General features: G+C 65.9%; 17 protein-coding genes. 4 read left to right on the forward strand and 13 right to left on the reverse strand.

Annotated elements, in window-relative coordinates; all coding sequences use genetic code 11:
- Window positions 1-18: 18 nt before the first annotated feature.
- From LOC59_RS12800 to speB, 3 genes are all read right to left on the reverse strand, one after another.
- Window positions 19-1,599, reverse strand: coding sequence for a Na+/H+ antiporter (locus LOC59_RS12800; protein ID WP_227897592.1), 1,581 nt, complete (start codon window positions 1,597-1,599; stop codon window positions 19-21).
- A 113-nt stretch (window positions 1,600-1,712) separates the two neighbouring features.
- Window positions 1,713-3,365, reverse strand: coding sequence for a thiamine pyrophosphate-binding protein (locus LOC59_RS12805; RefSeq protein WP_229972380.1), 1,653 nt, complete (start codon window positions 3,363-3,365; stop codon window positions 1,713-1,715).
- Window positions 3,362-4,339: an agmatinase gene (gene speB / locus LOC59_RS12810; protein WP_423722570.1), complete on the reverse strand. Its 978-nt coding sequence runs from the start codon at window positions 4,337-4,339 to the stop codon at window positions 3,362-3,364. Before speB ends, LOC59_RS12805 begins: the two co-directional genes overlap by 4 nt.
- A gap of 188 nt (window positions 4,340-4,527) precedes the next feature.
- Here speB and LOC59_RS12815 point away from each other — a divergent pair, with 188 nt between their 5' ends.
- A complete protein-coding gene (locus LOC59_RS12815) occupies window positions 4,528-6,192 on the forward strand; it encodes an FAD-dependent monooxygenase (protein ID WP_227897589.1) in 1,665 nt (554 codons plus the stop codon).
- Here LOC59_RS12815 and LOC59_RS12820 read toward each other — a convergent pair.
- The 4 genes from LOC59_RS12820 to LOC59_RS12835 form a co-directional block, all read right to left on the reverse strand.
- Complete coding sequence (locus LOC59_RS12820) at window positions 6,152-9,151, reverse strand: alpha-mannosidase (RefSeq protein WP_229972382.1); 3,000 nt, start codon at window positions 9,149-9,151, stop codon at window positions 6,152-6,154. The two genes, LOC59_RS12815 and LOC59_RS12820, sit on opposite strands and share 41 nt — an antisense overlap.
- Window positions 9,152-9,191: 40 nt before the next feature.
- On the reverse strand, window positions 9,192-9,770 hold the full coding sequence (locus LOC59_RS12825) for a helix-turn-helix domain-containing protein (RefSeq protein WP_227897587.1): 579 nt from the start codon (window positions 9,768-9,770) through the stop codon (window positions 9,192-9,194).
- Between the two features lie 194 nt (window positions 9,771-9,964).
- Window positions 9,965-11,119: an AI-2E family transporter gene (locus LOC59_RS12830; RefSeq protein ID WP_227917431.1), complete on the reverse strand. Its 1,155-nt coding sequence runs from the start codon at window positions 11,117-11,119 to the stop codon at window positions 9,965-9,967.
- 19 nt (window positions 11,120-11,138) lie between these two features.
- Window positions 11,139-12,845, reverse strand: coding sequence for a long-chain-fatty-acid--CoA ligase (locus LOC59_RS12835; RefSeq protein WP_229972466.1), 1,707 nt, complete (start codon window positions 12,843-12,845; stop codon window positions 11,139-11,141).
- Between the two features lie 379 nt (window positions 12,846-13,224).
- Between LOC59_RS12835 and LOC59_RS12840 the strand changes: the two genes are divergently transcribed.
- Window positions 13,225-14,355: a VIT1/CCC1 transporter family protein gene (locus LOC59_RS12840; protein WP_227917433.1), complete on the forward strand. Its 1,131-nt coding sequence runs from the start codon at window positions 13,225-13,227 to the stop codon at window positions 14,353-14,355.
- A 171-nt stretch (window positions 14,356-14,526) separates the two neighbouring features.
- Here the strand turns inward: LOC59_RS12840 and LOC59_RS12845 are convergent, their stop codons facing one another.
- From LOC59_RS12845 to LOC59_RS12855, 3 genes are all read right to left on the reverse strand, one after another.
- On the reverse strand, window positions 14,527-16,158 hold the full coding sequence (locus LOC59_RS12845; RefSeq protein WP_227897583.1) for an MDR family MFS transporter: 1,632 nt from the start codon (window positions 16,156-16,158) through the stop codon (window positions 14,527-14,529).
- Complete coding sequence (locus LOC59_RS12850) at window positions 16,155-16,793, reverse strand: TetR/AcrR family transcriptional regulator (protein ID WP_227897582.1); 639 nt, start codon at window positions 16,791-16,793, stop codon at window positions 16,155-16,157. Before LOC59_RS12850 ends, LOC59_RS12845 begins: the two co-directional genes overlap by 4 nt.
- A gap of 76 nt (window positions 16,794-16,869) precedes the next feature.
- Window positions 16,870-17,925, reverse strand: a complete 1,056-nt coding sequence (locus tag LOC59_RS12855; RefSeq protein ID WP_229972391.1) for a zinc-dependent alcohol dehydrogenase family protein — start codon at window positions 17,923-17,925, stop codon at window positions 16,870-16,872.
- A gap of 360 nt (window positions 17,926-18,285) precedes the next feature.
- Here LOC59_RS12855 and LOC59_RS12860 point away from each other — a divergent pair, with 360 nt between their 5' ends.
- On the forward strand, window positions 18,286-18,882 hold the full coding sequence (locus tag LOC59_RS12860; RefSeq protein ID WP_229972393.1) for a hypothetical protein: 597 nt from the start codon (window positions 18,286-18,288) through the stop codon (window positions 18,880-18,882).
- 140 nt (window positions 18,883-19,022) lie between these two features.
- Window positions 19,023-20,564: an alpha/beta hydrolase family protein gene (locus LOC59_RS12865; RefSeq protein WP_229972395.1), complete on the forward strand. Its 1,542-nt coding sequence runs from the start codon at window positions 19,023-19,025 to the stop codon at window positions 20,562-20,564.
- Between the two features lie 56 nt (window positions 20,565-20,620).
- Here LOC59_RS12865 and LOC59_RS12870 read toward each other — a convergent pair whose 3' ends face one another.
- The 3 genes from LOC59_RS12870 to sucC all read right to left on the reverse strand — a co-directional run bounded on the left by LOC59_RS12870 (window position 20,621) and on the right by sucC (window position 24,188).
- Window positions 20,621-22,003 (reverse strand): sugar porter family MFS transporter, encoded by a 1,383-nt coding sequence (locus tag LOC59_RS12870; RefSeq protein WP_229972397.1) that lies wholly within the window; start codon window positions 22,001-22,003, stop codon window positions 20,621-20,623.
- 81 nt (window positions 22,004-22,084) lie between these two features.
- The gene (gene sucD, locus LOC59_RS12875) at window positions 22,085-22,987 is read right to left on the reverse strand and encodes a succinate--CoA ligase subunit alpha (protein WP_227897577.1); all 903 of its coding nucleotides are present in this window, start codon (window positions 22,985-22,987) and stop codon (window positions 22,085-22,087) included.
- A 31-nt stretch (window positions 22,988-23,018) separates the two neighbouring features.
- Window positions 23,019-24,188 (reverse strand): ADP-forming succinate--CoA ligase subunit beta, encoded by a 1,170-nt coding sequence (gene sucC, locus LOC59_RS12880; protein WP_227917439.1) that lies wholly within the window; start codon window positions 24,186-24,188, stop codon window positions 23,019-23,021.
- Between the last annotated feature and the right edge of the window lie 18 nt (window positions 24,189-24,206).

Here is a 24,206-nt window from a genome sequence, read left to right on the forward strand (position 1 = left end):
CTGGTTCTACCGGGACACCTAATGGCCTCCGCGGTCCAGGGTCACGGTCCGCAGGTCCAGGCGCCGCAGCACCCGGTCCACGGCCTCAGGGTCCATGCCGGACTGCCGGCGAGCAGCAAGTACTTCCTTCCGGGCCGCGGCCAGGGCCTCGCGCTGGACCATGTCCATGACTTCCAGCGTGGCTTTGAGCTGCAGCATCTTCTGCGGATCCGATTCCGAGTCGCGTTCAAGGATGGAGTGCAGGGAGGACATCCGGCGGGCCAGTGCCGCGCGGCGCTCCGGCGGCAGCTTGTCCGCCGCCGTCGAGCGTTTCATGGTTTCCATGGCCACCCGCTCGGCCCGCCGCGCCAGTTCCCGTTCCTGCTTGGCAACCGCGCCGTGGTCGCTGGGCAGCAACAGGCGGCGCATCAGCCACGGCAGGGTCAGACCGGGCAGCACCAGGGTGACCAGCAGGACAGCTCCGGCTGTGACGATCATGAAGTTCCGGCCGGGCAGGGCCTCACCCGCCAGCGTGGTTGCAGGCAGCGCCAGCGCCAGCGCCAGCGTTGCCAGACCGCGCATGCCGCACCAGGAGAGGACCAGGACTTCCTTCATGGAGCCGGGTACGCGGCGGAGCCGTTCGGTGCTGCCGAACCGGTAGAGCCCGTACATCCAGAGGAAGCGGACCAGGATCACCGCGGCGCAGACGGCAGCGACGCCCGGGATGAAGCTGAAGATTTCGCGGCCTTCGTCCTCGATGACGTACCGCATCTCGATGCCCACCAGCCCAAAGGCCACGCCGGTGGTGAGCAGCTCTACGACGTCCCAGAAGGCTGTGCGCGTGAGCCGTTCCTCCGAGTCCTGGGGACGGGCACGGCGGCCGAGCTCCAGGGCGGTCACCACCACGGCGACCACACCGGAGAAATGCATCTCCTCCGCCAGGATGTAGACCGCGTAGGGTGCCACCAGCGTCACGGCGGACCGTGCCACCAGGTTCGGCACAAACCGGTTGAGCGCGCCCACCAGCCATCCCATGGCCAGGCCAAGGACCACGGCGCCGGCGGCACCGATGAGGAACTTGGGAATGATCGACCAGCCAACTTCGCCGCCGCTGACTGCCGCGGCGACGGCGGCCTGGAAAATGACGATTGCGATCGCGTCGTTGAACAGTCCCTCGGTCTGCAGCACGGTGATCAGCCGGCGGGGCATGTTCACCTTGCCGGCGACGGCTTCCACCGCCACCGGATCCGGCGGGGCGGCAATCGCCCCCAGGGCAATGGCAGCCGGCAGGCCCAGGGCCGGAACCAGCGCCCAGGAAACCCCGGCCACCACGGCAACAGTTACGGCAACCAGGGCCACTGCCAGCAGGATGAGCGAGCGCCAGCGCAGCCGGAACACAGACCACGAGCTCCGCTGGGCAGCCGCGTAGAGCAATGGCGGCAGGAACAGCGGCAGGATCAGTTCCGGGTCGATGTGGATCTCCGGAATCATCGGCAGGAACGCGAAGAGCGCGGAGAAGATCAGCATCAGCACCGGGTACGGCAGCCGGATGCGCTCTCCGATGCCTACCACCAGCACCGTGCCGAACAGCAGTCCGATCAGCAGGATCAGGAATTCCATGCGCTGGGCCCTCCAAGGGCAGCGTTCTGCCGCCTGGGAACAATGTTCACCGGAAACCTCCACTTAGTTGCCTGAGATAACTTTATCGCAGGCAGCTGGAGGGCTGCTGGATACTAGGGCACCAGATGCGTGGGGGCGAAGAGCCGCAGGACGGTTTCCACCACCACCACGTTGGGCCCTTCTTCGGCGAAGGATTCTTCGAGTGCCTGCCTTACGTTCCCCGGAGCGGCGCGCCTCGCCGGGATTCCAAAGGACTCTGCCAGGCGGACGAAGTCGGGACCGGCCAGCTCGGTGGCCGTAGCCTTGCCGAACGCGTCAACCATGTATTCGCGCAGCACTCCATAGCCGCCGTCGTCCACGATCAGCCAAGTGACCGGCAGGTCATGCTGCCGGGCGGTCGCCAGCTCGGCAATGGAGTACATGGCCGAGCCGTCACCGGAGACGGCAAGCACCCTGTCCCGGGTCCCGACGGCCGCACCGAGCGCTCCCGGGTAGCCGAAGCCCAGGCCGCCGGCACCCTGGGCCGAATGGAACTGGCCGGATTTGGCATCCCAGCAACTCCAGGCCCAGTACGCCGCAATGGTCATATCCCAGAACGTCTGCATCCCAGCCGGGACCGCAGCGCGGATATCTGCCATGAACGTGCGTTCCGGAGCCAGGTCCTGGGCGTCCAGCCGGGCGGCAATCCGGTTCAAGGTGTCCCCGACCAGCTCTTCGGGGGACTGGCCGTGCCATTCCGGCGCCTGCTCCGGGACCGGAAGTGCGGCGTCGAGCGCTGCCAGCGCCTGTCCGGCATCCGCCCGGATACCCAGCGCCGGACCGTTGGATTCCAGGACCCGGGGTTCGGCGTCGATCTGGATGATCCGGCCGCGCGGCGCGAACGTGAAGTAGTTGGAGGTGATTTCCCCCAGGGAGGATCCGATCACAACGAGGACGTCTGCCTCTTCGAGGAGGTCCGTGGCCCAGCGGTCCTCGATCCAGGACTGCAGGGACAGCGGATGGGCCCAGGGGAAGGCGCCCTTGCCGCCGGGCGTGCAAATGACCGGGGCACGCAGCTTCTCCGCAATCGAAAGCAGATGCTCTTCGCCGTGGCCGCGGCGTGTGCCGCCGCCGGCAATGATGGCCGGACGCCGGGCCGTGCTGAGCCACTTCACCGCTTCGGTGACCAGCTCGCTGCGCGGCGGGTTGTCGAACGGCTCCGCGAGTGCGTCTTCAACAGCCGGCACCATGACCGGGCCGAGCAGGACGTTCTGCGGAACCTCGATCCAGACCGGTCCCATGGGCGCGGAAATCGCTTCGGTCCAGGCATCCTGGATGGCCGACGGGATGCCCGAGGCGTGCTGGATCAGGCGCTGGCTCTTGGTGACGTTCGCTGCCGAGGCTTTCTGGTCATCGAGCTGGTGCAGCATGCCCCGCCGCCGCGCTCCCAGGCCTTCAATCGGGATCTGGCTGGCGACGACGACCATGGGAACGCCTGTCGCATAGGCCTCCTGCAGGCCCGCCAGCGAGGTGAGCGCTCCGGGGCCGGTGGACAGGAACAGTACGCCCACCTTGCCCGTGGCGCGGGAAAAGCCGTCGGCAGCGAACGCTGCGTTGTTTTCCACGCGGGAGGAGACAAACTCCAGCGTGGAGCGGGAGAGGGCATCGAACAGGCCCAGCGCGTGCTGGCCGGGGATCCCGAACACCGTGGTGGCACCCAGGGCTTCCAGGGTCTCGACGACGAGGTCCCCGCCGTTGCGTACTGCGCCGTCCGCTGCCCCGGTCATGAGGTGAGGCCCATCAGGGTGATCAGGTCATAGGCCACGTGCGAGGCGGCGACGGCGGTGATATCCGCGTGGTCGTAGGCCGGAGCCACTTCCACCACGTCGGCTCCGATGAGGTTCATACCGCGCATGCCGCGCAGGATTTCCAGCAGTTCGCGGCTGGTCATGCCGCCGGCTTCCGGTGTTCCGGTACCCGGGGCATGGGCGGGGTCAAGCACGTCGATGTCCACCGAGATGTACAGCGGGCGGTTTCCGATCCGGTCCCGGAGCTTGGCGACGACTTCATCCACGCCCTGGCGGAAGACGTCGGAACTGGTGACGATGCCAAAGCCGAAGCGTTTGTCATCCTCCAGGTCCTTCTTGCCGTACAGCGGGCCGCGGGTACCGACGTGGGAGATCGCCTCGGTATCCAGGATCCCTTCCTCCACCGCACGGCGGAAGGGGGTGCCGTGGGTGTACTCGGCACCAAAGTAGGTGTCCCAGGTGTCCAGGTGCGCATCGAAGTGCAGCATGGCCACCGGCTCCCCTGCCCGCTCGGCCGCGGCGCGCAGCAGCGGCAGGGCGATGGTGTGGTCCCCGCCCAGGGTCAGCAGCTTGGTACCGCCCTCGGTCAGGTCCAGGGCACCGGCCTGGATGGTCTCGATCGCCTCGTTGATGTTGAACGGGTTCACGGCGAGGTCACCGGCGTCTGCGACCTGGAGGTTTTCGAACGGCGAGGTGTCCTGGGCCGGGTTGTAGGGGCGCAGCAGGCGGGAGGCTTCACGAATATGGTTTCCGCCGAACCGGGCGCCGGGCCGGTAGGAGACGCCGGTGTCGAACGGAACGCCCACGACGGCGACGTCTGCGTGGTCCACCTGGTCCAGCCGGGGCAGGCGCGCGTACGTCGCGGCACCTGCATAACGCGGCACCTGCGCGGCATCAATCGGTCCAACCTTGCCGTTGGCGTTGACGCGGGGCTGGGTGTTTGGCTTGTCCACTAGGTATATCTCCCGGTTCATCTGCTTCGGTGCCGGAACGGCGCTTACCTTGATGCTATCGGCCGAACCGGCAAAAGTTATCCAATATGCATCAAATGTTTATCGCCACGCTAAAGTGGAACAGCTCTCGGCGTCAAGACTAGGCTGTGACTATGGCGGACACGGAACCGAGTGCGAAGAATAATGGAATGAACTACGACGTCGATGTCCTGATCGTGGGCGCCGGACCAACCGGACTCGCGCTGGCGGCCCAGCTGGCCACCTACGGCACGAGCTTCCGGATCATTGACCGCAGGCAAGCCCCGTCCACCCAATCCAAGGCGCTTGCCGTGCAGCCGCGCACGCTGGAGGCGCTGCGGCCCTTCGGCGTCAGCGATGCCATGGTCCGCCGCGGCAACGCGGCCACGCAGCTCCACCTGCACCTTCCTGAAGACACTGTGTCCATCGGCCTCTTCGACGCCGGCGTTGAAGACTCCGCCTACCAGCAGCTGCTTTTCCTGCCCCAGTCGGACACGGAAAACATCCTCACGTCCTACCTCGCCAGCCGCGGCGTACGCGTGGAACGCGGCGCCGAACTGCTGGAGCTCGACCGTCTGGACCCCCAGGATCCCTTTGCCGGCATGGAAGCACGCGTCCAGCGCCAGGACCGCGGGATCGACCGTATCCGGGCCCGCTACGTTGTCGGGGCCGACGGCGTGGGAAGCGCCGTCCGCCGCCGCGCCGGAATGGATTTCCGCGGTTCGGGCTACGAAGATTCCTTTGTCCTGGCGGACCTGGAGATCGACGGCGCGGAACCCTCCGCCGTACACGCCTACCCCACCGACGACGGTTTTATGGTGCTTTTCCCGCTTGGTTCGCCCGCGTCCTGGCGGATGATCAGCCTCAAGGACAAGGGCGACACAAGCGAGACCACGCTCTCAAGCCTGCAGGAAACCGCCGACAAGTTCTCCGGCGGAACGCTGAAGCTGCGGGATCCGCACTGGATGAGCACCTTCAGGCTCTCCCACCAGATGGCCGAGTATTTCCAGTGGGGATCGGTCTTCCTGGCCGGAGACGCGGCCCACGTGCACTCCCCCATCGGCGGCCAGGGCATGAACACCGGGATCCAGGACGCACTGAACCTCGGGTGGAAGCTCGCCCTGGGTGCACGCGGCCTGGCCAGCGATGAGCTGATTGACAGCTACGACGCCGAGCGGCGTCCGGTAGCGCGGGAGATTGTCGGGTTCACCGACCGGCTCTTCAAACTCGCCACTACCCGCAACGGTGTGAAGAAGCTCCCGCGCACCAAACTGCTTCCCGCTCTGGCTCCCGTTGCCGCAGCAAGCGAGCGCCTGCGAAGCCGGGCTTTCCGCACCATGTCCCAGCTGGGCATCCACTATCGTGGCAGCGATCTCTCCGAGACCGGAGGGAACCGGCTGCCTGCCGTCCTGGCGTCAGGGCCGCGCCCCGGGGACCGGCTGCCGGACGCCGCCGTGACCTACCAGGAGCACGAGCGCAGGCTCCAGGACCTGGTGTCTTCCCCCGGTTTCCACGTCCTGCTCACCGGCCCCGGATGGCCTGAGGACACCCCGCAGCAGTTCCATGCCGCACTCCCGGCCGTTGACGGCCTGCTCAGCGTGCACCGGCTGGTGGTTGGCAGCCGCCTGACTCCCGGCGGTCCGGGCATCATCCAGGACACCAGCGGGCTGGCGTTTGAACGGCTGGGACTCTCCGCCCGCCGCCCCGAGATCATCGTGGTGCGCCCCGACGGCTACATCGGATTCCGTTCCTCCGGAACCGACATCAACGGTGCACTGGGCTATCTGGGGCGGCTCACCGGGACAAGCGAAGAGTCTTCACTTCGAACGGCCTGAAGTCCAGGACGTATCCGCGCCCGTTCCGGGCCGGGGCCTCGCCCGCCGGGCGTTCCAGCAGATCGGTGAGGGCAGCGTCCCGGACCTCGAACCCCGGTTCCAGGAACGCAGCGGTGTGCCTGCCGAGTGATTCGTAGAGCCGCAGCACCACGTCGCCGCTGCGGTCATCGGCCAGCTTCACGGCTTCGGCCAGAACGCCGGCGGGACTCAGGGACACAACCGGGGGCACCTGAGTGGAGGCGCACCCGGAGACGGTCCTTGGCGGAAGGTTCAGCCGGTACCCCTCGGCCACGGCGTCGGCCACGGCGGCCTCCGGACGCAGCGAGAAACGGAACACGTGCCCGCCCTGGTCCGCACCGGGGTCGGGGAAGAGCGGAGCGCGCAGGAGCGAAGCGCGAACCAGCGTTCCGGTGCCGGCGTCGCGGTTCCCGGTGCGGGTGATGTCATAGCCGTAGGTTGAGTCATTCGCCAGGGAGATCCCCTCCCCGTCCTCCCCCACGTGCACCCAGCGGTGCGCCGGTGTTTCGAAACGTGCGTGGTCCCAGGAGGTGTTGGCGTGGGTGGGCCGCTGGATGTGGCCAAACTGGATCTCCGAGGCAGCCCGGTCGGCCAGCACCCCCACCGGAAACGCCAGCTTGAGCAGTTTCTGCCGCTCGTGCCAGTCGACGGTTACCACCAGGTCAACCGACCGGCCGTCCGGACTCAGGCACACCCGCTCCTGCAGCCGTGATGCTCCGAAAACGTACGTGGCAGTGAGACTCCCATCCCCGGCTTCCACCGAGTCCGGCATCAGGAGGGCAGCGGCGCTTCTCCGATCTGCCGCGTCGATGTCCCAGGCGTCCCACTGGTTGGGAGTGTCCCGGAAGAGCTGGAACACATTCCCCGGGTGGCCCGGCAGCAGCAGTTCCCGCCCCTGGGCAGCCCGAAGGGACGTCATTGCGCCTGAGGGGTCGATGCGCACGCTCAGGTGCTCGGAGGAGAGTTCCCAGCCGCCGCCGTCTAGCTCTGTCAAGCGGCCCGGCACGGGCGGCAACGCAGCGGATTCAGCCGCAAGCGGTGCGACACCCTGGAGCGGTATCGGTGCGGCGTTGAAGACCAGCGTGCTGCCGCCGCTGCCGGCCAGCTCCCGCTGGGCTTGGCCGATGATGGTTTCCAGCGCCGCTGCGGTGCGTTCATAGGCCTGTTCGATGTCCTGATACACCCAGGCAATCGAGGAACCCGGCAGGATGTCGTGGAACTGTCCCAGGAGCACCGTCTTCCACGCCTCCTCCAGTTCCTCGTAGGGGTACGGCGCCGCAGTGCGGACGGCGGCGGTCGCTGCCCACAGTTCGGCTTCGCGCAGCACTGACTCGCTGCGCCGGTTTCCGCGCTTGGTCCGGGCCTGGGACGTGTAGGTTCCGCGGTGGAACTGCAGGTACATTTCGCCGGACCAGACCGGTGGGTCTGCGTAGTCGGCCTCGGCTTCTTCAAAGAACGTGCGCGGACTGGACAGCTGAACGCGGGGAGATCCTTCCAGCGACGCCGTGCGGTGCGCGGCAGCCAGCATTTCGCGCGTTGGACCGCCGCCGCCGTCGCCCCAGCCGTAGGGCACCAGGGAAAGGTTCGTTGCGCCTTTTTCCCGAAACTGCCGTTCGGCCCGGGCCAGTTCCTGGCCGGTCAGGGCGGAGTTGTAGGTGTCCACCGGAGGGAAATGCGTGAACACCCGTGTCCCGTCGATGCCTTCCCACAGGAACGTATGGTGCGGCATCACGTCGGATTCGTTCCAGCTCAGTTTCTGGGTGAGGAACCAGCGGGATCCCGCGGACCGGACGATCTGCGGCAGGGCCCCCGAATACCCGAACGAATCCGGCAGCCAGACGTCCAGGGGTTCAACCCCGAAGTTCTCCATGAAGAAACGCTTCCCGAAGGTGAACTGCCGCACCAGTGACTCCCCCGAGGGCAGGTTGGTGTCCGCCTCCACCCACATACCGCCGGCGGGCACGAACCGTCCCTCTGCAACGCGCTCTGCCACCCGGGCAAAGAGCTGCGGGTGGTCCTCCAGCAGCCAGGCGTACTGCTGCGCCGAGGACGCTGTGAACACAAAGTCCGGGTCCGTCTCCATCAGCGCGAGGACATTGGCAAAGGTCCTCGCGACCTTGCGCCGGGTTTCACGCACGGGCCACAGCCAGGCGCTGTCAATGTGGGCGTGCCCGACGGCGTGCACGCGGTGGGCGCTGGCCGCCGCCGGCGCGGACAGTGCCGGTTCCAGGATGCGCCGGGCTGCTGCAGCACTGTTGTGCACGTCGTCCGGGACCACGGCATTGACGGCTTCCGCCAGCGCGCGCAGCAGGTTGTGCCGGCGGGGTGAGTCCATGGGGAGCTCGTGCATCAGGCCCCAGAGCACGGCGAAGTCCTGGGCAAGGTTCCAGACCTGGCGGTCCAGCAGCGCTGTGTCCGCCCGGCGGAAGAGATAGAGCGGCTCCGTCCCCGCGGTTTCCCGGTCTCCCAGCGGGGTCGGCAGGAAACTGAAGCTGCCGATCACGTTGGGGGTGGCGGCAGCTTCGACAAAAAGCGTCACGTCTGACCCGGCCGGGCCCGTCAGCGGTACCGCCATGTTGGTGGACTCCAGGGCCTTCAGGACGGTTCCGTCCGCCGAGTAGACGAGGCCCTCCGCCTGGAAACCGGGCATATCGGTGCTGAACCCCAGATCAATCACGGCTTCTGCAGTAAATCCGTCCGGAGCGGCCGGGACGGACCCGGTGAGCCTGAGCCACGTCGTCTGCCAGGGCCTTCCCCACGGGCTGCCGGGTGGAAACGGCCGATAGTCCTGCGCGGCTGCCTCCGCAAAGCTAACCGGCTCGCCGGGACAGTCCCACGCCTGGGCATGGAGCGGGACGGGCGCGGTCCAGATCGAGGGGGTCAGGCGCTGGGCCAGGAAACGGGCGATGCGGCGTTCGGTGAGTTCGCGGTCCTGGTGCATGCGCCCACTGTGCGCGCCGGCCCCGGGGATTGGTAGGGGGCTAGGCCGTGCCGGGACTGACCAGGGTCCAGATCACGACGGCGGGAGCCGCGTCATCGGGATTACGCCAGGAGTGCGGCTCCTTGCCCGGAAAGGTCACCGTGTCCCCGGCCGTCAGGGACATGGTTTCGGTCGTGAAGACCAGGTCCAGCCGTCCCGCGGCCACGTGCAGCACCTCGACGTCACAGTCCACGGAATACAGTTCCGCTTCCCCGGAGCCGCCGGGGACGATTTCCGACCGGATCACCTGGACCCGGCGTTCGGTGCGGGGCGTTACGAGCCGCTCGTTGATGCCGTCCCCGCCCAGGTTGATGCCGGGAGCTTCCGGCCAGCGGACCAGCGTGGTTTCGGGTGGCATAAAAAGGTCGCCGATGGAGATGGACAGCACCTGGCACAACGTCACCAGGGACGCCACGGAGGGCGACGTCAGGTCTCTTTCCACCCGGCTGAGGAATCCCTTGGTCAGGCCGGTCGAATCCGCCACCTGTTCGATCGTGAGGTGCCTGGCCTGGCGTGCAGTCCTGATCCGCGAACCAATAGCCAACGGTGCGTTGCTGGGTTCAACCGACAAAGCCTTCATGAACGGGAGATCCTTTTTTTGCGGATAAGACGGTGCTTTACCCTTGCGTTTCGGCCTAATTGACGGTTGCTGGGCTGCACACTAGCGTACAGGTAAACATAAGTTTCCCTTATCCCCCGCCGGTTTACCCCGGCCCCAGTGCTGCACCGGGTCCGGACGGTTCATCCCCTGCCCGTCCGGCCCCGGTGCTCTTTTTAGGGTTCGGTCCCCTGCTGCAGCTCGTCTTCGCGGGTGGCCGCCGCTTCGGGCACCTCGGCCGGGTCGCCGGTATCCTCGCCGATCCAGACCTTGATGACTGCCCATCCGACAGCCGCGATCGGCACCGACAGGATGGCTCCGATGATGCCGGCCAGGATGGTTCCGGCGGTCAGCGCCAGCAGGATCACCAGGGCATGGATGCTCAGGGTCTTGCCCATCACCACCGGCTGGAGGAAGTTCCCCTCGAGCTGGTTCACCGCAATGATCACGATGATGACGATCAGTGCCACGAACGGCCCGTTCGCCACCAGGGCGATCAGCGCTGCCAGGACACCTGCAGCCGTCGCACCCACCAGCGGGATGAAGGCGCCGACGAAGACGATCACGGCAAGCGGCAGTGCCAGCGGCACGCCAAGGAAGAACAGGGCCGCGCCGATGCAGACAGCGTCGACTGCCGCCACGATGGCGGTCCCCCGCACGTAATTGCCAAGGACCTCCAAGGTGCGGGCTCCGGAGAGGTCAGCCTTCTGCCGGCTCTCTGCGCTGAACCAGCGCAGGATGAAGGTCCAGATCTTGTCGCCGTCCTTGAGGAAGAAGAACAGCACGACAGCCATGAGTACAAAACCGGTGGCGAAGGAGCCTGCCGCCGAAAGCCCGGCCAGGGCGCCGTTGCCCACCGTGGACGACGTCGCGAAGTCGAGTACCGCGTCCCGGGAGTCCTCGATGACGGCCGAATCAATGGCCAGGGGGCCGCTCTGGATGAGCGCGTAGAGCTCGTCGAAGCCTGCCACTGCCTGGTCCACCAGGGTGCGCCATTCGCTGCGGACCGCGAAGACGATCCCGGTGACGAGTCCGCCGAAGACAACCAGCAGGAGCAGGAAAGAAGTCCCCGTCGCCAGCGCACCCGGCCAGCCCTTGCGGCGCAGCCAGTTCACGAAGGGCGCGATCGCGGCTGCCAGGATCAGTGCCAGCAGCACGGGGATGACCACCAGGGTCACCTGCCTCAGGGCGAAGACGGCTACCGCGATCAGGAGGAGGACCAGGAGGACCTGCGCCGAGCGCAGGGCAGCGTGGCCAAGGCCGTCGCTCCAATACCCCTGCTGCCTGCGCGGCTCTGTCGTGTTCGGCCTGGAGCCGGGCTCGCTATCCATGGATTCTTGGGTCCCCCGTCTAAGTTGTGGTTCCGGTGTCTTCGCCGGTTCCTTTGGGCTGGAGCGATTCCCGCACGTGGCGGCGGAGCACCTTGCCGATCAAGGACCGCGGAAGGTCCGGGATCTGCACGATCCGGCGCGGCACCTTGTAAGCCGCCAGCTCGGAACGTACGTAGGTCCGCAGGTTGTCAGGGTCAAAATCGGCATCGGGACGGACGACTACGGCGGCCACCACGTCTTCCCCGCCACCGCGGCGGGTCAGGCCCACAACTGCCGCCTCAGCGACCGCAGGGTGGCGCTTCAGTGCCTCTTCCACTTCCGAGGGAGAGACATTGAAGCCGCCGGTGATAATCAGTTCCTTGATCCGGTCCCGGACCGTAACAAAGTCGTCGTCGTCCACCGAGACGATATCACCGGTGCGGAACCAGCCGCCGTCGAGCAGTGCCGCGCGTGTTTCGGCCGGCTTGTTCCAATATCCCTGGAAGACCTGCGGGCCACGGATGAGCAGTTCCCCGGCCTCGCCGCGGTGCTTTTCCCTGGTGGGGTCTTCCGGGTCGACAACCTTGATGTCCGTCAGCGGGAAGGGGACTCCAACGGTTCCGGCTTTCCGGGTCGGCCCCATGGGATTGCCCAGTGCCACAGGCGAGGTCTCGGTCAGGCCGTAGCCCTCGACCAGGTAGCCGCCGGTCGCCTTTTCCCAGGCTTCCACTGTGGCGACGGGCAGGTTCATGGCCCCGGAAATCGCGAAGCGGACGCCCTTGAGTGAGACGCCCTCCTTGGCGGCACCTTCCACGATCCGGTCATAAATGGGCGGTACCGCGGGCAGGAATGTCGGCGGGGTTTTCTTGGCAGCCTTCAGCACCAGGTCGACGTCGAACTTCGGGAAAAGGACAAGCTTCGCGCCAATGCTCATCGCGAAGGTCAGGCTCAGCGTCAGGCCGTAGGCGTGGAACATCGGCAGGACACCATAAACCGTTTCCTTGCCCATGCGCAGCCCTGGAATCCAGGCCCGTCCCTGGGCCGCATTAGCCATGAGGTTCGCGTGGGTGAGCATGGCACCCTTGGGGTCAGCCGTCGTGCCGGAGGTGTACTGGATCGCAGCAAGGTCCCCGGCCGCCGGACGCGGGTGGCGCCGCGGCAGGGGGCGGTTATCCAGGAATTTCTTCCATTCCAGGACGGGCCGTCCGGCGCTCCGCGGCTTCTTATCCGCGGTCAGGGCGCTCCGGCTCCGTCGGGCGGCGGGAATCGGAAGGCTCAGCGCCAGCCGCATGGTGCGCGGCATGGCGCTGATCAGATCCACCGACACGATGGTCCGGACGGGAATGTCCGCCGGAAGTCCCTGGATCCGGTCGACTGCCTTGTCCCAGACGATTGCCACGGTGGCACCGTGGTCCTCGAACAGGTGCCGCAGCTCGCGGTCCGTGTACAGCGGATTGTGTTCGACGACGATCGCCCCGAGGCGGAGCACCGCGTAGAACGCGACGACATGCTGCGGACAGTTCGGCAGCACGAGCGCGACCCGGTCTCCGGGGCGCACCCCCAGCCGCTTCAAGCCGGCTGCAGCCTGCCGGATCTGTTCACCCATCTCACGGTAGGAAACTGTGGCACCGAAGAACTGGAGTGCCGGCTTCGAACCGTATTTGCTGACGGATTCCTCAATCATGTCCACCAGGGAGCCCTTGGGGAGCACAAGGTCCGTAGGCACTCCTTCGGCATAGTGGCGCATCCAGGGCCTGTTATGTTCGAAAAGTCCTTTGACAGCTTTGCTCACGGCATTGACTCTATCCGGTTCACAGCCAGGTTAAGGAACCCGGCTTTGGCGGGTGTACGCACCAGCATCTCCCTCTCCCTTACTGCGCAGCGGGTGCGCCGGCTCCTCCGCTAGACTGGGGAACCGAAGGGGAGTAGCTCAGGTTTGTTCCAATTTTAGTTTCGCCGTCGTGCGCAATGAAATCGGCTCAAATCGAGGCCTGTCGACATACTGGCTGCAGCAGCAGCCCGGCAGTCCACCGCGGTGCCCGGCACCCGGCGAGCGAGACCTTCGGCCGGTTTTTGACAGCTGGCCGGAGCCCCTTTTTCCGCTCCGGCCATGAGCAGGAGCATAAGTGAGCACCCCACCGACTTCCGGGCCCCAGCCCCCAGACCGTGGCGAACCGTCCGCGGCAGAGCGTCGCCGATGGCGGCAGTATCTGGCTGATGAGAAGGCTGAAGCAGCCACCTACCGCTATCTGGCTGAGCGCCGCCAGGGCGAAGAACGGGACATCCTCCTCGCCTTGGCCGACGCTGAACGCCGCCATGAAGAGCACTGGCGCCAGCTGCTGGGCCCCGAGGCGGACAAACCCACCCGCCCGTCCCTGCGCAACCGCATGCTGGGCCTGCTCGCCCGCCGCTTCGGTTCAGTCTTCGTCCTGGCCCTTGCCCAGCGCGCCGAGGGCCGCTCCCCCTACAGCGACGATCCTTCAGCCACCAGCGCCATGGCAGCCGATGAACAGATCCACGAAGAGGTAATCCGGGGCCTGGCGACGCGGGGCCGTACACGCCTGTCCGGCAATTTCCGGGCAGCGGTTTTCGGTGCCAATGACGGCCTGGTCTCCAACCTGGCACTGGTTATGGCCATTGGAGCCACCGGGGTTTCCAGTACGTTCATCCTTTTCAGCGGAATTGCCGGGCTGCTGGCGGGCGCCCTGTCGATGGGAGCCGGGGAATACGTCTCCGTCCGTTCCCAGCGCGAGCTGCTCGAAGCCTCCCGGCCCACACAGGTAACCCTGTCGGCAGCAAAGTCACTGGACATTGACGCCAACGAACTCGTCCTGGTCTACCGTGCCCGCGGGATGAGCCGGGAAGCCGCAGAGCACCGGGCCGCCGAGAGGATGGGGCTGTTCACCTGCGACTGCGATCCGTCGCTTTCCCTTTGGCCGGAAAAGATGGAGGAAGCCGCCGGAGATGACCACGAGTCCGTCGGGACCGGGATCGGCGCGGCCCTGTCCAGTTTCTGCTTCTTCGCCTCGGGCGCCATCATCCCCGTGCTTCCGTACCTGTTTGGCATGGGCGGGCTCTCCGCCGTCGTCCTCTCCTGCACGCTGGTGGGAATCGCCCTGCTGCTGACCGGCGGCGTGGTGGGCCTGCTCTCCGGAGCCTCGCCGGTGAAGCGGGGGCTGCGGCAGCTGGCCATCGGCCTGGGTGCTGCCGCGGTCACCTACGCACTGGGCCTGCTCTTCGGCACCGGCCCCGCCTAAGAAACCACCGAGGGGGGGGGGGGGGGGGGGGGGGGGGGGGGGGGGGGGGGGGGGGGGGGGGGCCCCCCCCCGGTGGGGGGGGGGGGGGGGCCAGGTGGCGGAGCGTCTCCGGCCCACCACCCCCCGCAACTGGCCCCTCGATTTTTGGGGGTCGTGAAAAAGCGGAGTGCGTCAGCGCGTTTGGCTGACCTGACGGATCTCCGTGGTGCTCGGACCGTTGCCCTCGTCCTCGGTGCTGATCAGGACGTTGCCCTCACCGATAGCCTCCGGCATGACTTCGGGTTCCAGCCGGGTAGCCAGCGGCTTTTCCTTGATGAACAGGCACAGGATTGTCGCCAGCACTGCCATGGGCACCATGTAGAGGAACAGCGGAATCAACGCCTCGTTGTAGGAGGTGATGATGATGCCCTGGATCGCGTCGGGCAGCTCGTGGACCATTTTGGGGGTCAGGGAATTGCCGCCTCCCGTGGCCGTGGCAGCGGAGGCGGGAAGCTTTTCGCTGAGCAGGTCCGTCAGGCGGTGGGCAAAAAGGCTGCCGACGACGGCGGAGCCCAGGGTCGCGCCAATCTGGCGGAAGTAGTTGTTGGCTGCCGTCGCGGTGCCGACCTGGCGCATGGGGAACGAGTTCTGCACGACCAGGACCAGGATCTGCATATTGAGGCCCAGGCCGAGGCCAAGAATGGCAATGTAGACGCACAGCTGCCAGACGGGTGAGTCTGCCGTGATGGTGCCCATCAGGAAGAGGGACAGCACCATGACCGCAGAACCTGTGATCGGCATCCACTTGTAGCGTCCGGTCTTGGAAACCAGCGAACCGGAGACCACAGAGCTCACCAGCAGGGCGCCCATCATGGGGATCATCAGCATGCCGGCTTCGGTGGCGCTGGCGCCGGTGGCCATCTGCAGGTAGGTGGGCAGGTAGCCGATGGCACCGAACATGGCCACGGATGTCAGCAGGCCGGAGGCCGTGGCGAGGTTGAAGTTCCGGTCGCGGAAAAGCTCCATCGGGATGATGGGCTCGGGGGTGCGCCGTTCCACCATCACGAAGATCACGGCTGCGAGCACGGTGCCCGCGATCAGTCCGAGGATCAGCGGATCGTTCCAGTCGTAGTTGCTGCCGCCCCAGCTGCTGACCAGGACCAGCCCGGTGGTGGCAAGGGCAATGAACACCATGCCCCAGAGGTCGATCTTTGGCCGGGAGGGAACGGCGCGCTGCTTGAGGAAGAAGAGCGCGCCGAGCAGTGCGAGCACCCCAACGGGGATGTTGAACCAGAACGCCCAGCGCCAGCCGGGACCTTCGGTCAGCCAGCCGCCGATCAGCGGACCCACAACGGAGGAGAACGCGAAGACTCCACCCATCCAGCCCATGTACTTTCCGCGCTCACGTGCGGGTACGACGTCGGCGATGATGGCCTGGGAGAGGATCATGAGGCCGCCGGCGCCGATGCCCTGGATGACGCGGGCGACGATCAGCCACGTCATGTCCGGGGAAAGTGCACCGACAACGGACCCTGCCAGGAAGATCAGGATTGCGGCTACCAGGAGGTACTTGCGTCCCATCAGGTCGCCGAGTTTCCCGTAGATGGGCATCATCACGGTCGAGGCGAGGATGAAGGCGGTGATCACCCAGAGCATCAGGTTGGCCCCGTTGAGCTCGCCGACGATGGTGGGAAGGGCCGTGCCCAGGATGGTCTGGTTGAGCGCCGAGAGGAGCATCGCCAGGACCAGGGCCGTGAAGACAAGCACGAGACTGGGTTTTTTCCCAGTGCTTTGGGGAGCTGCACCTGCAGCGGATCGCGTCATAGGATTTCCTTGAGAACGTCTCTGAGAAGTTCCATGCCCTGATCGAGGGCTTGGAACTGGGCGGTTTGGGTGGGGTTGGACCAGGTTTTCTGCATGACGTGGCGCATGCGGGTGCCGGCGGTGAGGACAATCGTGGAGGCGACGTCGTCGACGTCGTGCCCGCTCCAGCCGGAATCGGGCCCCTGCTCGCGCCAGCGGCGTGATTCCGCCAGTTGGCTGCTTACCGTTTCAAGGACCAGCTGTTCGACCTTGAGGATGTACTGGTAGCGCCGGTGACGCAGGTGCGGGTAGGCCTGGTAAATGCGGCTGCGCAGGTCATTGGAGTCATCTCCGCCCTGGATCGTGCGGAGGACGGAGAGCATGAGCTTGCAGACCTCGCTGAGCAGGTCCCCTTCGATGTCGAAGTCCTCGAGCATCTCCTGGTTGACCGAAGGCTCCTGCAGTCCGAGGACCGCGTCTTCCTTGCAGGCAAAGTAGTTAAAGAACGTCCGGGACGAAACGCCGGCATCTTCGGCAACCACTTCCACATTGACGCAGTCCAGCCCGTTTTCGATGGCCCGGCGGGCTGCCGCCGCGTGCAGCGCTGCCCAGGTTTCGGCGCGCTTGCGATCGCGGAGGGAAAGTTGTTGACTCACCGAACTACTTTGTCACCCGGGGAAACTTTTCACAACTGCAAAATTGCAGAAGTGCAAGAAATCACATGCGTACCAGCTAGGGCTTCAGCATGACCTTGACTGCCTGCCGCTGATCCATGAGGGCGTATGCCCGGGGCGCCTCTTCCAGGGACAGCACGGAATCGAACACCCGGCCTGGATGGATCTTGCCGGCAAGGACGTCTTCAAGGAGTTCGGGGAGATAGGTCCGGACCGGAGCCATTCCACCTCCAACAGTGATGTTCTTGGCGAAAAGCAGGCCGATCGGGAGTTCGGCACCGCCCGCGGGAACGCCGACGAAACCAACCCGGCCGCCGGGCCGGGTGCAGCGAAGCGCCTGATCCATGGATTCGGCCGTACCCACGCACTCCAGGACGGCACCGGCCAGGACTCCGCCGAGGAGGTCCCTGACCCGGTCCGCGCCGTCCTTGCCTCGTTCGGCAACGATATCTGTGGCGCCGAATTCCCGGGCGAGCGCTGCCCGGTCCTCATGGCGGGACATGGCAATGATGCGATCGGCGCCGAGCCGGCTGGCGGCAAGGACGGCACAGAGCCCGACAGCGCCGTCGCCCACGACAACCACCGTGGAGCCCGGGCCAACTCCGGCACTGACTGCCGCGTGATGCCCCGTCCCCATCACGTCCGAAAGCGTCAGCAGGTCTGCCAGCAGTTCGTCATCAGGATCCTTAACGCCGGGCACCTTGACCAGGGTGGCCTCGGCATTCGGCACCCGCACTGCCTCCCCCTGGGCGCCCTGCACGAAATGGCCCTTCTCGTCCTTGCTGCCCCAGCTGACCAGGTGCTCGCACGCCACAGTGACCCCGTCCCGGCAGGCTGGGCAGTGGCCGCAGTTGCCGGTGAAAGGCGCAATGACGAAATCGCCGACGGCCAGCGAGGAGATTCCTGGTCCAACGCTTTCCACCACACCGATGAACTCGTGGCCAATCGCGCGTGGCTCACGCGTCTCACGGACACCCCGGTACGGCCACAGATCGGACCCGCAGACGCACGCGGCACTGACCCGGACGACGGCGTCGGAATCAAGCTCGACCCGGGGATAGTCCCGGTCCTCGACACGGATATCGCCGGGGCCGTGGATGATGGTGGCGCGCATGGGAGCCTTCCTGGGTTGGTGCCTGTTCGTCGCCTACCAGCCTAGCCGGGAAAGGGAAAGCCAGGAGCATGGGTAGTTCTCCCCATGTCCGGATCCGGGAATCCGCACTAGCGTGGCTGCTGAGCTTAAAACCGAGACGCCGCAACGCTGCTCTTTGCAGGATCCGTCAGAACAGCGGCACAAACATAAACAGGTGGAAAATGCTTAGGCACTGCAAAGAAGCGCCCGTCCGGCTGGTTCCGCGCGCGCGGATTCCCAGGACACTCTGCCGCCGCAACTGGAGCCGGTCCCGCCCCTGCACCACGAAGGCCTGAGGCAGTACTCTCGACACTTCTCCTTCCCACCGGCACAATGCCGCAGATGAGGAGGACAGACCCGCGATCACTCTGCGTCATAGCCGCAGGGATCGTGTTGGCAGCAGGATCAGCGGTCCCCCCACCGCCCGCTGCCCCCGCCGCCGGTCCCCCAGCCGGCGGCGCCGAACTTTCTGCAGCCGAGATCGTGGCCGCGCAGGAGGAACTGCTGCGCGGCCTGCTCGGCGCGCTCGGACCGGCCGGGTGGACTTCCTCGGACGGCACAGCCTATGCCGAGGGAACACTGCAGCCACAGGTCACGCCGTGCACCGTGCTGCGGGGGTCCGGCTGGGGCACCAGCAGCACAGGGACGGGGCCGCGGCGGCAGGTCCTCACCACGCGCCTGACCGGGCCGGCGCCTGAGTCCGCCGTGGCGTCCCGGGACCAGGCCCAGCACATCCTGGGCACCCTGGGGACCGAGATGCTTTCGGCACTGACGCCGGGACCTGAAGCCGCACCTTCCACGGACTTCACCTACGTAGGCAGCCACTCAGGCGTAACGGTTCGCTACGCTGCCAATGACTACCGGCAGTCCGTCGAAATCGTCAGCGGATGCTCCTCTGATCCCGCACACGAACCGGCGGCTGGAAAACCCCTCAACTAACCGCGGCGAGCGGAATATCGGCTGGGGCAGCCGTATTTTCGCGTTGGATGCTTGTGCCCAAATATTTAGGAACCCTAAGCTCGCCTCAGGTTACCGGCCGGTAACCGCACCTTCTGACAATGAAGTCGCTGAGGTCTTCCATGAAAAAATCACTCGGCCTGCTCACCGCAGGCGCCCTGGCATTCGGTTCACTAGTGGCCGCACCGGCCGCGCACGCAGCCCCCGCGCCGGCTCCCCGGACCGACGTCGTCGTTCCTTCCTTCGACGGCACCCCCATCCACACCAACTTCTTTCCGGCGCTGGGGCTGCAGGCCGGCGAACAGGCGCCGACCGTGATGGTTGGACCTGGATTCGGGCTGCCTGGAGGGCGAATCCCAAACACCTCCACCAGCGCACTGGTTGGCTCCATCGGCATTGCCCCGCTCAGGGAAGCCGGCTACAACGTCGTGACCTGGGATCCCCGCGGCTTCGGTTTCAGCGGCGGGGAAGCATACGTCAACAACCCGGAGTTCGAAGGCCGTGACGGTCAGGTCCTCATCGACTTCATCGCTTCCCAGCCGGAAGCGGCCCTGGATGCCCCGGGCGACCCGGTACTGGGCATGGCGGGTGCCTCCTATGGGGGCGGCATCCAGTTCGTCCTGGCCTCGCTGGATGAGCGCGTTGACGCAATCGCTCCAACCATCGCCTGGAATGACCTGACCACCAGCCTCTACAAGGAAGGCTCCTTCAAATCGGGCTGGGGAGCCCTGCTGTGCCTGGAGGGAACCGTCACCGGCCAGCTTGGCGAGCTTGTGGGCAACCGCGGCGCACTGGCTGCCCTGGTGCGAAAAGCCTGCCGCGAAGGTTTGACCTACCCGAACCGGCTGAGTCCGGAGTCTGTTGCCTACTTCGAGTCCCTGACACCGGAGAGCATGTTCACCTCGATCACGGCCCCGACGCTGATCATCCAGGGAACCGTGGACACCCTGTTCACACTGGACGAGGCCACGCGCAACTACAACCTCCTCAAATCCGCCGGGACCGACGTGAAGATGCTGCAGTTCTGCGGCGGCCACGGCCTGTGCAGCTCCGGTGTGGCGGGACCGGACCGCATCACGGGTGCAGTCCTCAACTGGTTCAGCAAGCATTTGGACGGCAATGATGTCTCCACCGGCACGGATTTCGAGTTCATCGACCAGCAGGGCACAACCAGGGCCTCCAACGGCTATCCCCAGCCTGTCGGTACGCTGACGGGTTCGGGCAAGGGCAAACTGCTGCTTTCCCCCGCCGCGGTCAGCGGCGGAGTCATTGCCGCAGCGTGGGCACCGGTAGCGGTTAATGCACCCATCACGGCTCCGGCGGCCGCGACGCAGGTCTTCGGAGCACCGCAGCTTACGCTGACCTACCGCGGCACCTCCCGGACACCCAATACACACGTCTACGCGCAGATCATCGACAAGTCCCGAAGCTCACTGGTCGCCGGCAACCAGGTGACTCCCGTGCCGCTGATCCTGGACGGCACGGAACGTACCGTAACCGTGCCGCTGGAGGAGATCTCCTACCACGTGACGCCGCAAACCAAACTGGCACTGCAGGTCACCCCCAGCTCCTCGGTCTACACCTCCCCCAAGGTCACCGCCCTGACCTCTTTCACCGCCTCTGTGTCTCTCCCGGTCATCGCCAGCTACCCGGTGGTGCCCTAGCCGCAGAGAAATGGCCCCGCCGGACTCCCGGCGGGGCCATTTCCTGCACGGCAGGGTCAGAGCGTGCGCATCTGCCGTTCCACTTCTTCCAGGGAAAGTCCCCGGGTTTCTGGCAGGTACCGCTTCACGAAGAGCACCGCACAGATGCCCAGGGCAACGAAGATGAAGAACGTGTTGGAGATGCCCAGGGCGGCCATCAGCATGGGGAAGGAGAAGCCGACCGCGAAGTTGGCCATCCACTGCACGAACACGGACAGGCCGATACCCAGGCCACGGACCCGCAGCGGGAAGATTTCGGCCAGCATCAGCCATGTCACCGGCGAAACGGCGCCCTGCTGGAAAGCCAGGAACAGGACAGTCATGGAGAGCACTGCAAAACCCCGGGCAGTCCCTTCAGGCATGAGGATCGAGGCGATCCCGATGAGGGCCAGCATGCTGCTGGTGCCGATCAGGCCCGTCAGCAGCATCGGCCGCCGCCCAACCTTGCCCAGCAACCAGATACCCAGCAGTGCAGCCCCAACAGAGACGACGCCGTTGGCAATATTCGCCGTCAGTGCCGCTTCCGTTCCGAAACCGGCGTCGGCAAGGATCTGCGTGCCGTAGTAGATGATCGCGTTGACGCCGGTGATCTGCTGGACAATCGACAGGCCCATGCCGATCAGCAGGACCCGCAGCAGCCACGGCTCGGCGAAGTCTTTCAGCCGGCCGGTGCGCGAAGTGCCGGCGAGCCCCTTGATCTCTTCATACTCCGCCCGCGCTTCTTCGGCGCTGCGGATCTTCTGCAGCGCGGTCAGCATCTGCGCGTACCTGCCCTTGGATCCCAGCCAGCGCGGACTTTCGGGCACGAAGTTCATACCGATCCACAGGGCGATGGCCGGAAGGGTCGCGACCAGGAGCATCCAGCGCCAGACGTTGCCTTCCTCGCCCCAGAGGTTGCCGATCACGGCGTTGCAGACGAAGGCTGCGAGCTGGCCGGAAACAATCATCAGCTGGTCCCGGGTCACCAGCTGCCCGCGGCGGGCGGCCGGTGCCAGCTCGGCCAGAAACATGGGGACAACCGCGGACGCACCGCCGACGGCGAGGCCCAGGACAACACGGGCCAGCACCATGATCCCCACACCCGGTGCCGCGGCGGTCCCGGCAGCACCCACGATGAATACACCGGCCAGGATCAGCAGCAGCTTTTTCCGCCCGATCCGGTCAGCCAGCTGTCCGGCTCCCACAGCGCCGAACGCCGCACCGAAGAGCAGGCTGGAGGTGATCAGGCCTTCCGTGAAGGGTGTCAGTCCCAGATCGTCCTGCATGTAGGGCAGCGCCCCGTTGATCACTCCGGTGTCGTACCCGAAGAGGAAGCCGCCCAGTGTGGCGATCCAGGTGGCCCGGCGCAGGGCCCGGCGGTGGTCTCCGGGCGCTGTGCGGGAAGCTGGCGTGGAACTCATTGATACGTCTTTCTGATGGTGAACGCACAAAACCCCCGTGCACCGGACGAATCCGGGCACGGGGGCGGTGCTGGTGGAACTTTAGAGCGCAGCGAAGACTTCGCGCAGCAGCGTGGCGGTCTCGGACGGCGTCTTGCCGACCTTCACGCCTGCAGCTTCGAGGGCTTCCTTCTTGGCCTGGGCGGTCCCAGCGGAACCGGAGACGATGGCGCCGGCGTGGCCCATGGTCTTGCCTTCGGGAGCCGTGAAGCCTGCCACGTAGCCGACAACCGGCTTGGTGACGTTGGCCTTGATGAATTCGGCTGCACGCTCTTCGGCATCGCCGCCGATTTCGCCGATCATCACGATCGCCTTGGTCTCGGGATCAGCTTCGAAGGCTGCGAGGGCGTCAATGTGGGTGGTGCCGATAACCGGGTCGCCGCCGATGCCGATGGCGGTGGAGAAACCGAGGTCGCGCAGTTCGTACATCATCTGGTAGGTCAGGGTGCCGGACTTCGAAACGAGGCCGATCGGGCCCTTACCCGTGATGTTGTTCGGGGTGATGCCGACCAGGGCTTCGCCGGGGGTAATGATGCCGGGGCAGTTCGGGCCGATGATGCGGGTGACCTGGTTGCCGTCGGCGTCGACCTTGGACTGGGCGTGGGCCCAGAACTCGGCGGAATCCTGCACGGGAACGCCTTCGGTGATGACCACGACGAGGCCGATGCCGGCGTCGATTGCTTCCATGACGGCGTCCTTGGTGAAGGCCGGCGGCACGAAGACGATGGAGACGTCAGCGTCGGTCTTGTCCATGGCCTCGGCCACGGTACCGAAGACGGGCAGCTCAACATCGCCGTGGGTCACGGTGGTGCCGGCCTTGCGGGCGTTGACGCCGCCGACGACCTGGGTCCCGGCCTTGAGCATCAGGGCGGTGTGCTTGGTGCCTTCGCCGCCGGTGATGCCCTGAACGATGACCTTGGAGTCCTTGTTCAAGAAGATAGACATATGTGAATTCTCTTTCTGGGGATCGGCTCGGTCAGCGAGCTGCGTAGGCGAGCTCGGCAGCCTTGTCGGCGCCGTTGTCCATGGTGGTGGCGAGGGTAACCAGCGGGTGGTTGGCCTCGGCCAGGATGCGGCGGCCTTCCTCGACGTTGTTGCCGTCCAGGCGGACGACCAGCGGCTTGTTGGCCTCGTCGCCGAGGATCTCCAGGGCCTTGACGATGCCGTTGGCGACAGCGTCACAGGCGGTGATTCCACCGAAGACGTTCACGAAGACAGACTTGACCTGCGAGTCATTCAGGATGACGTCCAGACCGGCAGCCATGACGGAGGCCGAAGCTCCGCCGCCGATGTCCAGGAAGTTGGCGGGCTTGACGTTGCCGTGCTTTTCGCCGGCATAGGCAACGACGTCGAGCGTGGACATAACCAGGCCTGCACCGTTGCCGATGATGCCCACTTCGCCGTCGAGCTTGACGTAGTTGAGGTCGTTCGCCTTGGCCTTGGCCTCCAGCGGGTCAGCTGCGTCCTTGTCTTCCAGCTCGGCGTGGCCGGGCTGGCGGAAGTCAGCGTTCTCGTCCAGGGAGACCTTGCCGTCCAGGGCAACAATGTCGCCTGCACCGGTCTTCACGAGCGGGTTGACCTCGACGAGCGTGGCGTCTTCCTTGACGAAGACATCCCACAGCTTGAGGATCGCGTTGACAACGCCTTCGCGCAGCTCAGGGGCGAAACCGGCAGCGTCGACGATTTCTTCTGCCTTCGCGGTGTCAATGCCAACGGCGGGATCAACGGCTACCCGGGCGAGGGCGTCGGGACGCTCCACGGCGAGCTGCTCGATCTCCATGCCGCCTTCAACCGAGCACATGGCCAGGTAGTTGCGATTGGCGCGGTCCAGCAGGACGGAGAAGTAGAACTCCTCGGCGATGTCGGCACCCTGGGCGATCATCACTTTGTTGACCGTGTGGCCCTTGATGTCCATCCCGAGGATGTTGCTGGCATGCTCGAACGCCTCGTCAGCGGTCTTCGCTACCTTGACGCCGCCGGCCTTGCCGCGGCCGCCGACCTTGACCTGGGCCTTGACGACGACGACGCCGCCAATCTTTTCGGCTGCAGCTTTGGCTTCTTCAGGAGTGTGCGCCACGATTCCGGCAAGCACGGGTACACCGTGCGCCTCAAACAGATCGCGCGCCTGATATTCAAACAGGTCCACGGGCTAGTGTCCTTCTAC

The organism is Arthrobacter sp. zg-Y916, assembly GCF_020907385.1.
In the GTDB taxonomy this organism is placed as follows: Bacteria; Actinomycetota; Actinomycetes; order Actinomycetales; family Micrococcaceae; genus Arthrobacter_B; species Arthrobacter_B caoxuetaonis.

Bases quoted from the DNA above. Each gene is read 5' to 3' on its own strand.
- LOC59_RS12800 (WP_227897592.1), bottom strand. From the start codon at position 1,599: ATGGAATTCCTGATCCTGCTGATCGGACTGCTGTTCGGCACGGTGCTG.
- LOC59_RS12805 (WP_229972380.1), bottom strand. From the start codon at position 3,365: ATGACCGGGGCAGCGGACGGCGCAGTACGCAACGGCGGGGACCTCGTC.
- LOC59_RS12815 (WP_227897589.1), top strand. From the start codon at position 4,528: ATGAACTACGACGTCGATGTCCTGATCGTGGGCGCCGGACCAACCGGA.
- LOC59_RS12820 (WP_229972382.1), bottom strand. From the start codon at position 9,151: ATGCACCAGGACCGCGAACTCACCGAACGCCGCATCGCCCGTTTCCTG.
- LOC59_RS12825 (WP_227897587.1), bottom strand. From the start codon at position 9,770: ATGAAGGCTTTGTCGGTTGAACCCAGCAACGCACCGTTGGCTATTGGT.
- LOC59_RS12830 (WP_227917431.1), bottom strand. From the start codon at position 11,119: ATGGATAGCGAGCCCGGCTCCAGGCCGAACACGACAGAGCCGCGCAGG.
- LOC59_RS12835 (WP_229972466.1), bottom strand. From the start codon at position 12,845: ATGCGCCACTATGCCGAAGGAGTGCCTACGGACCTTGTGCTCCCCAAG.
- LOC59_RS12845 (WP_227897583.1), bottom strand. From the start codon at position 16,158: ATGACGCGATCCGCTGCAGGTGCAGCTCCCCAAAGCACTGGGAAAAAA.
- LOC59_RS12855 (WP_229972391.1), bottom strand. From the start codon at position 17,925: ATGCGCGCCACCATCATCCACGGCCCCGGCGATATCCGTGTCGAGGAC.
- LOC59_RS12860 (WP_229972393.1), top strand. From the start codon at position 18,286: ATGAGGAGGACAGACCCGCGATCACTCTGCGTCATAGCCGCAGGGATC.
- LOC59_RS12865 (WP_229972395.1), top strand. From the start codon at position 19,023: ATGAAAAAATCACTCGGCCTGCTCACCGCAGGCGCCCTGGCATTCGGT.
- LOC59_RS12870 (WP_229972397.1), bottom strand. From the start codon at position 22,003: ATGAGTTCCACGCCAGCTTCCCGCACAGCGCCCGGAGACCACCGCCGG.
- sucD (WP_227897577.1), bottom strand. From the start codon at position 22,987: ATGTCTATCTTCTTGAACAAGGACTCCAAGGTCATCGTTCAGGGCATC.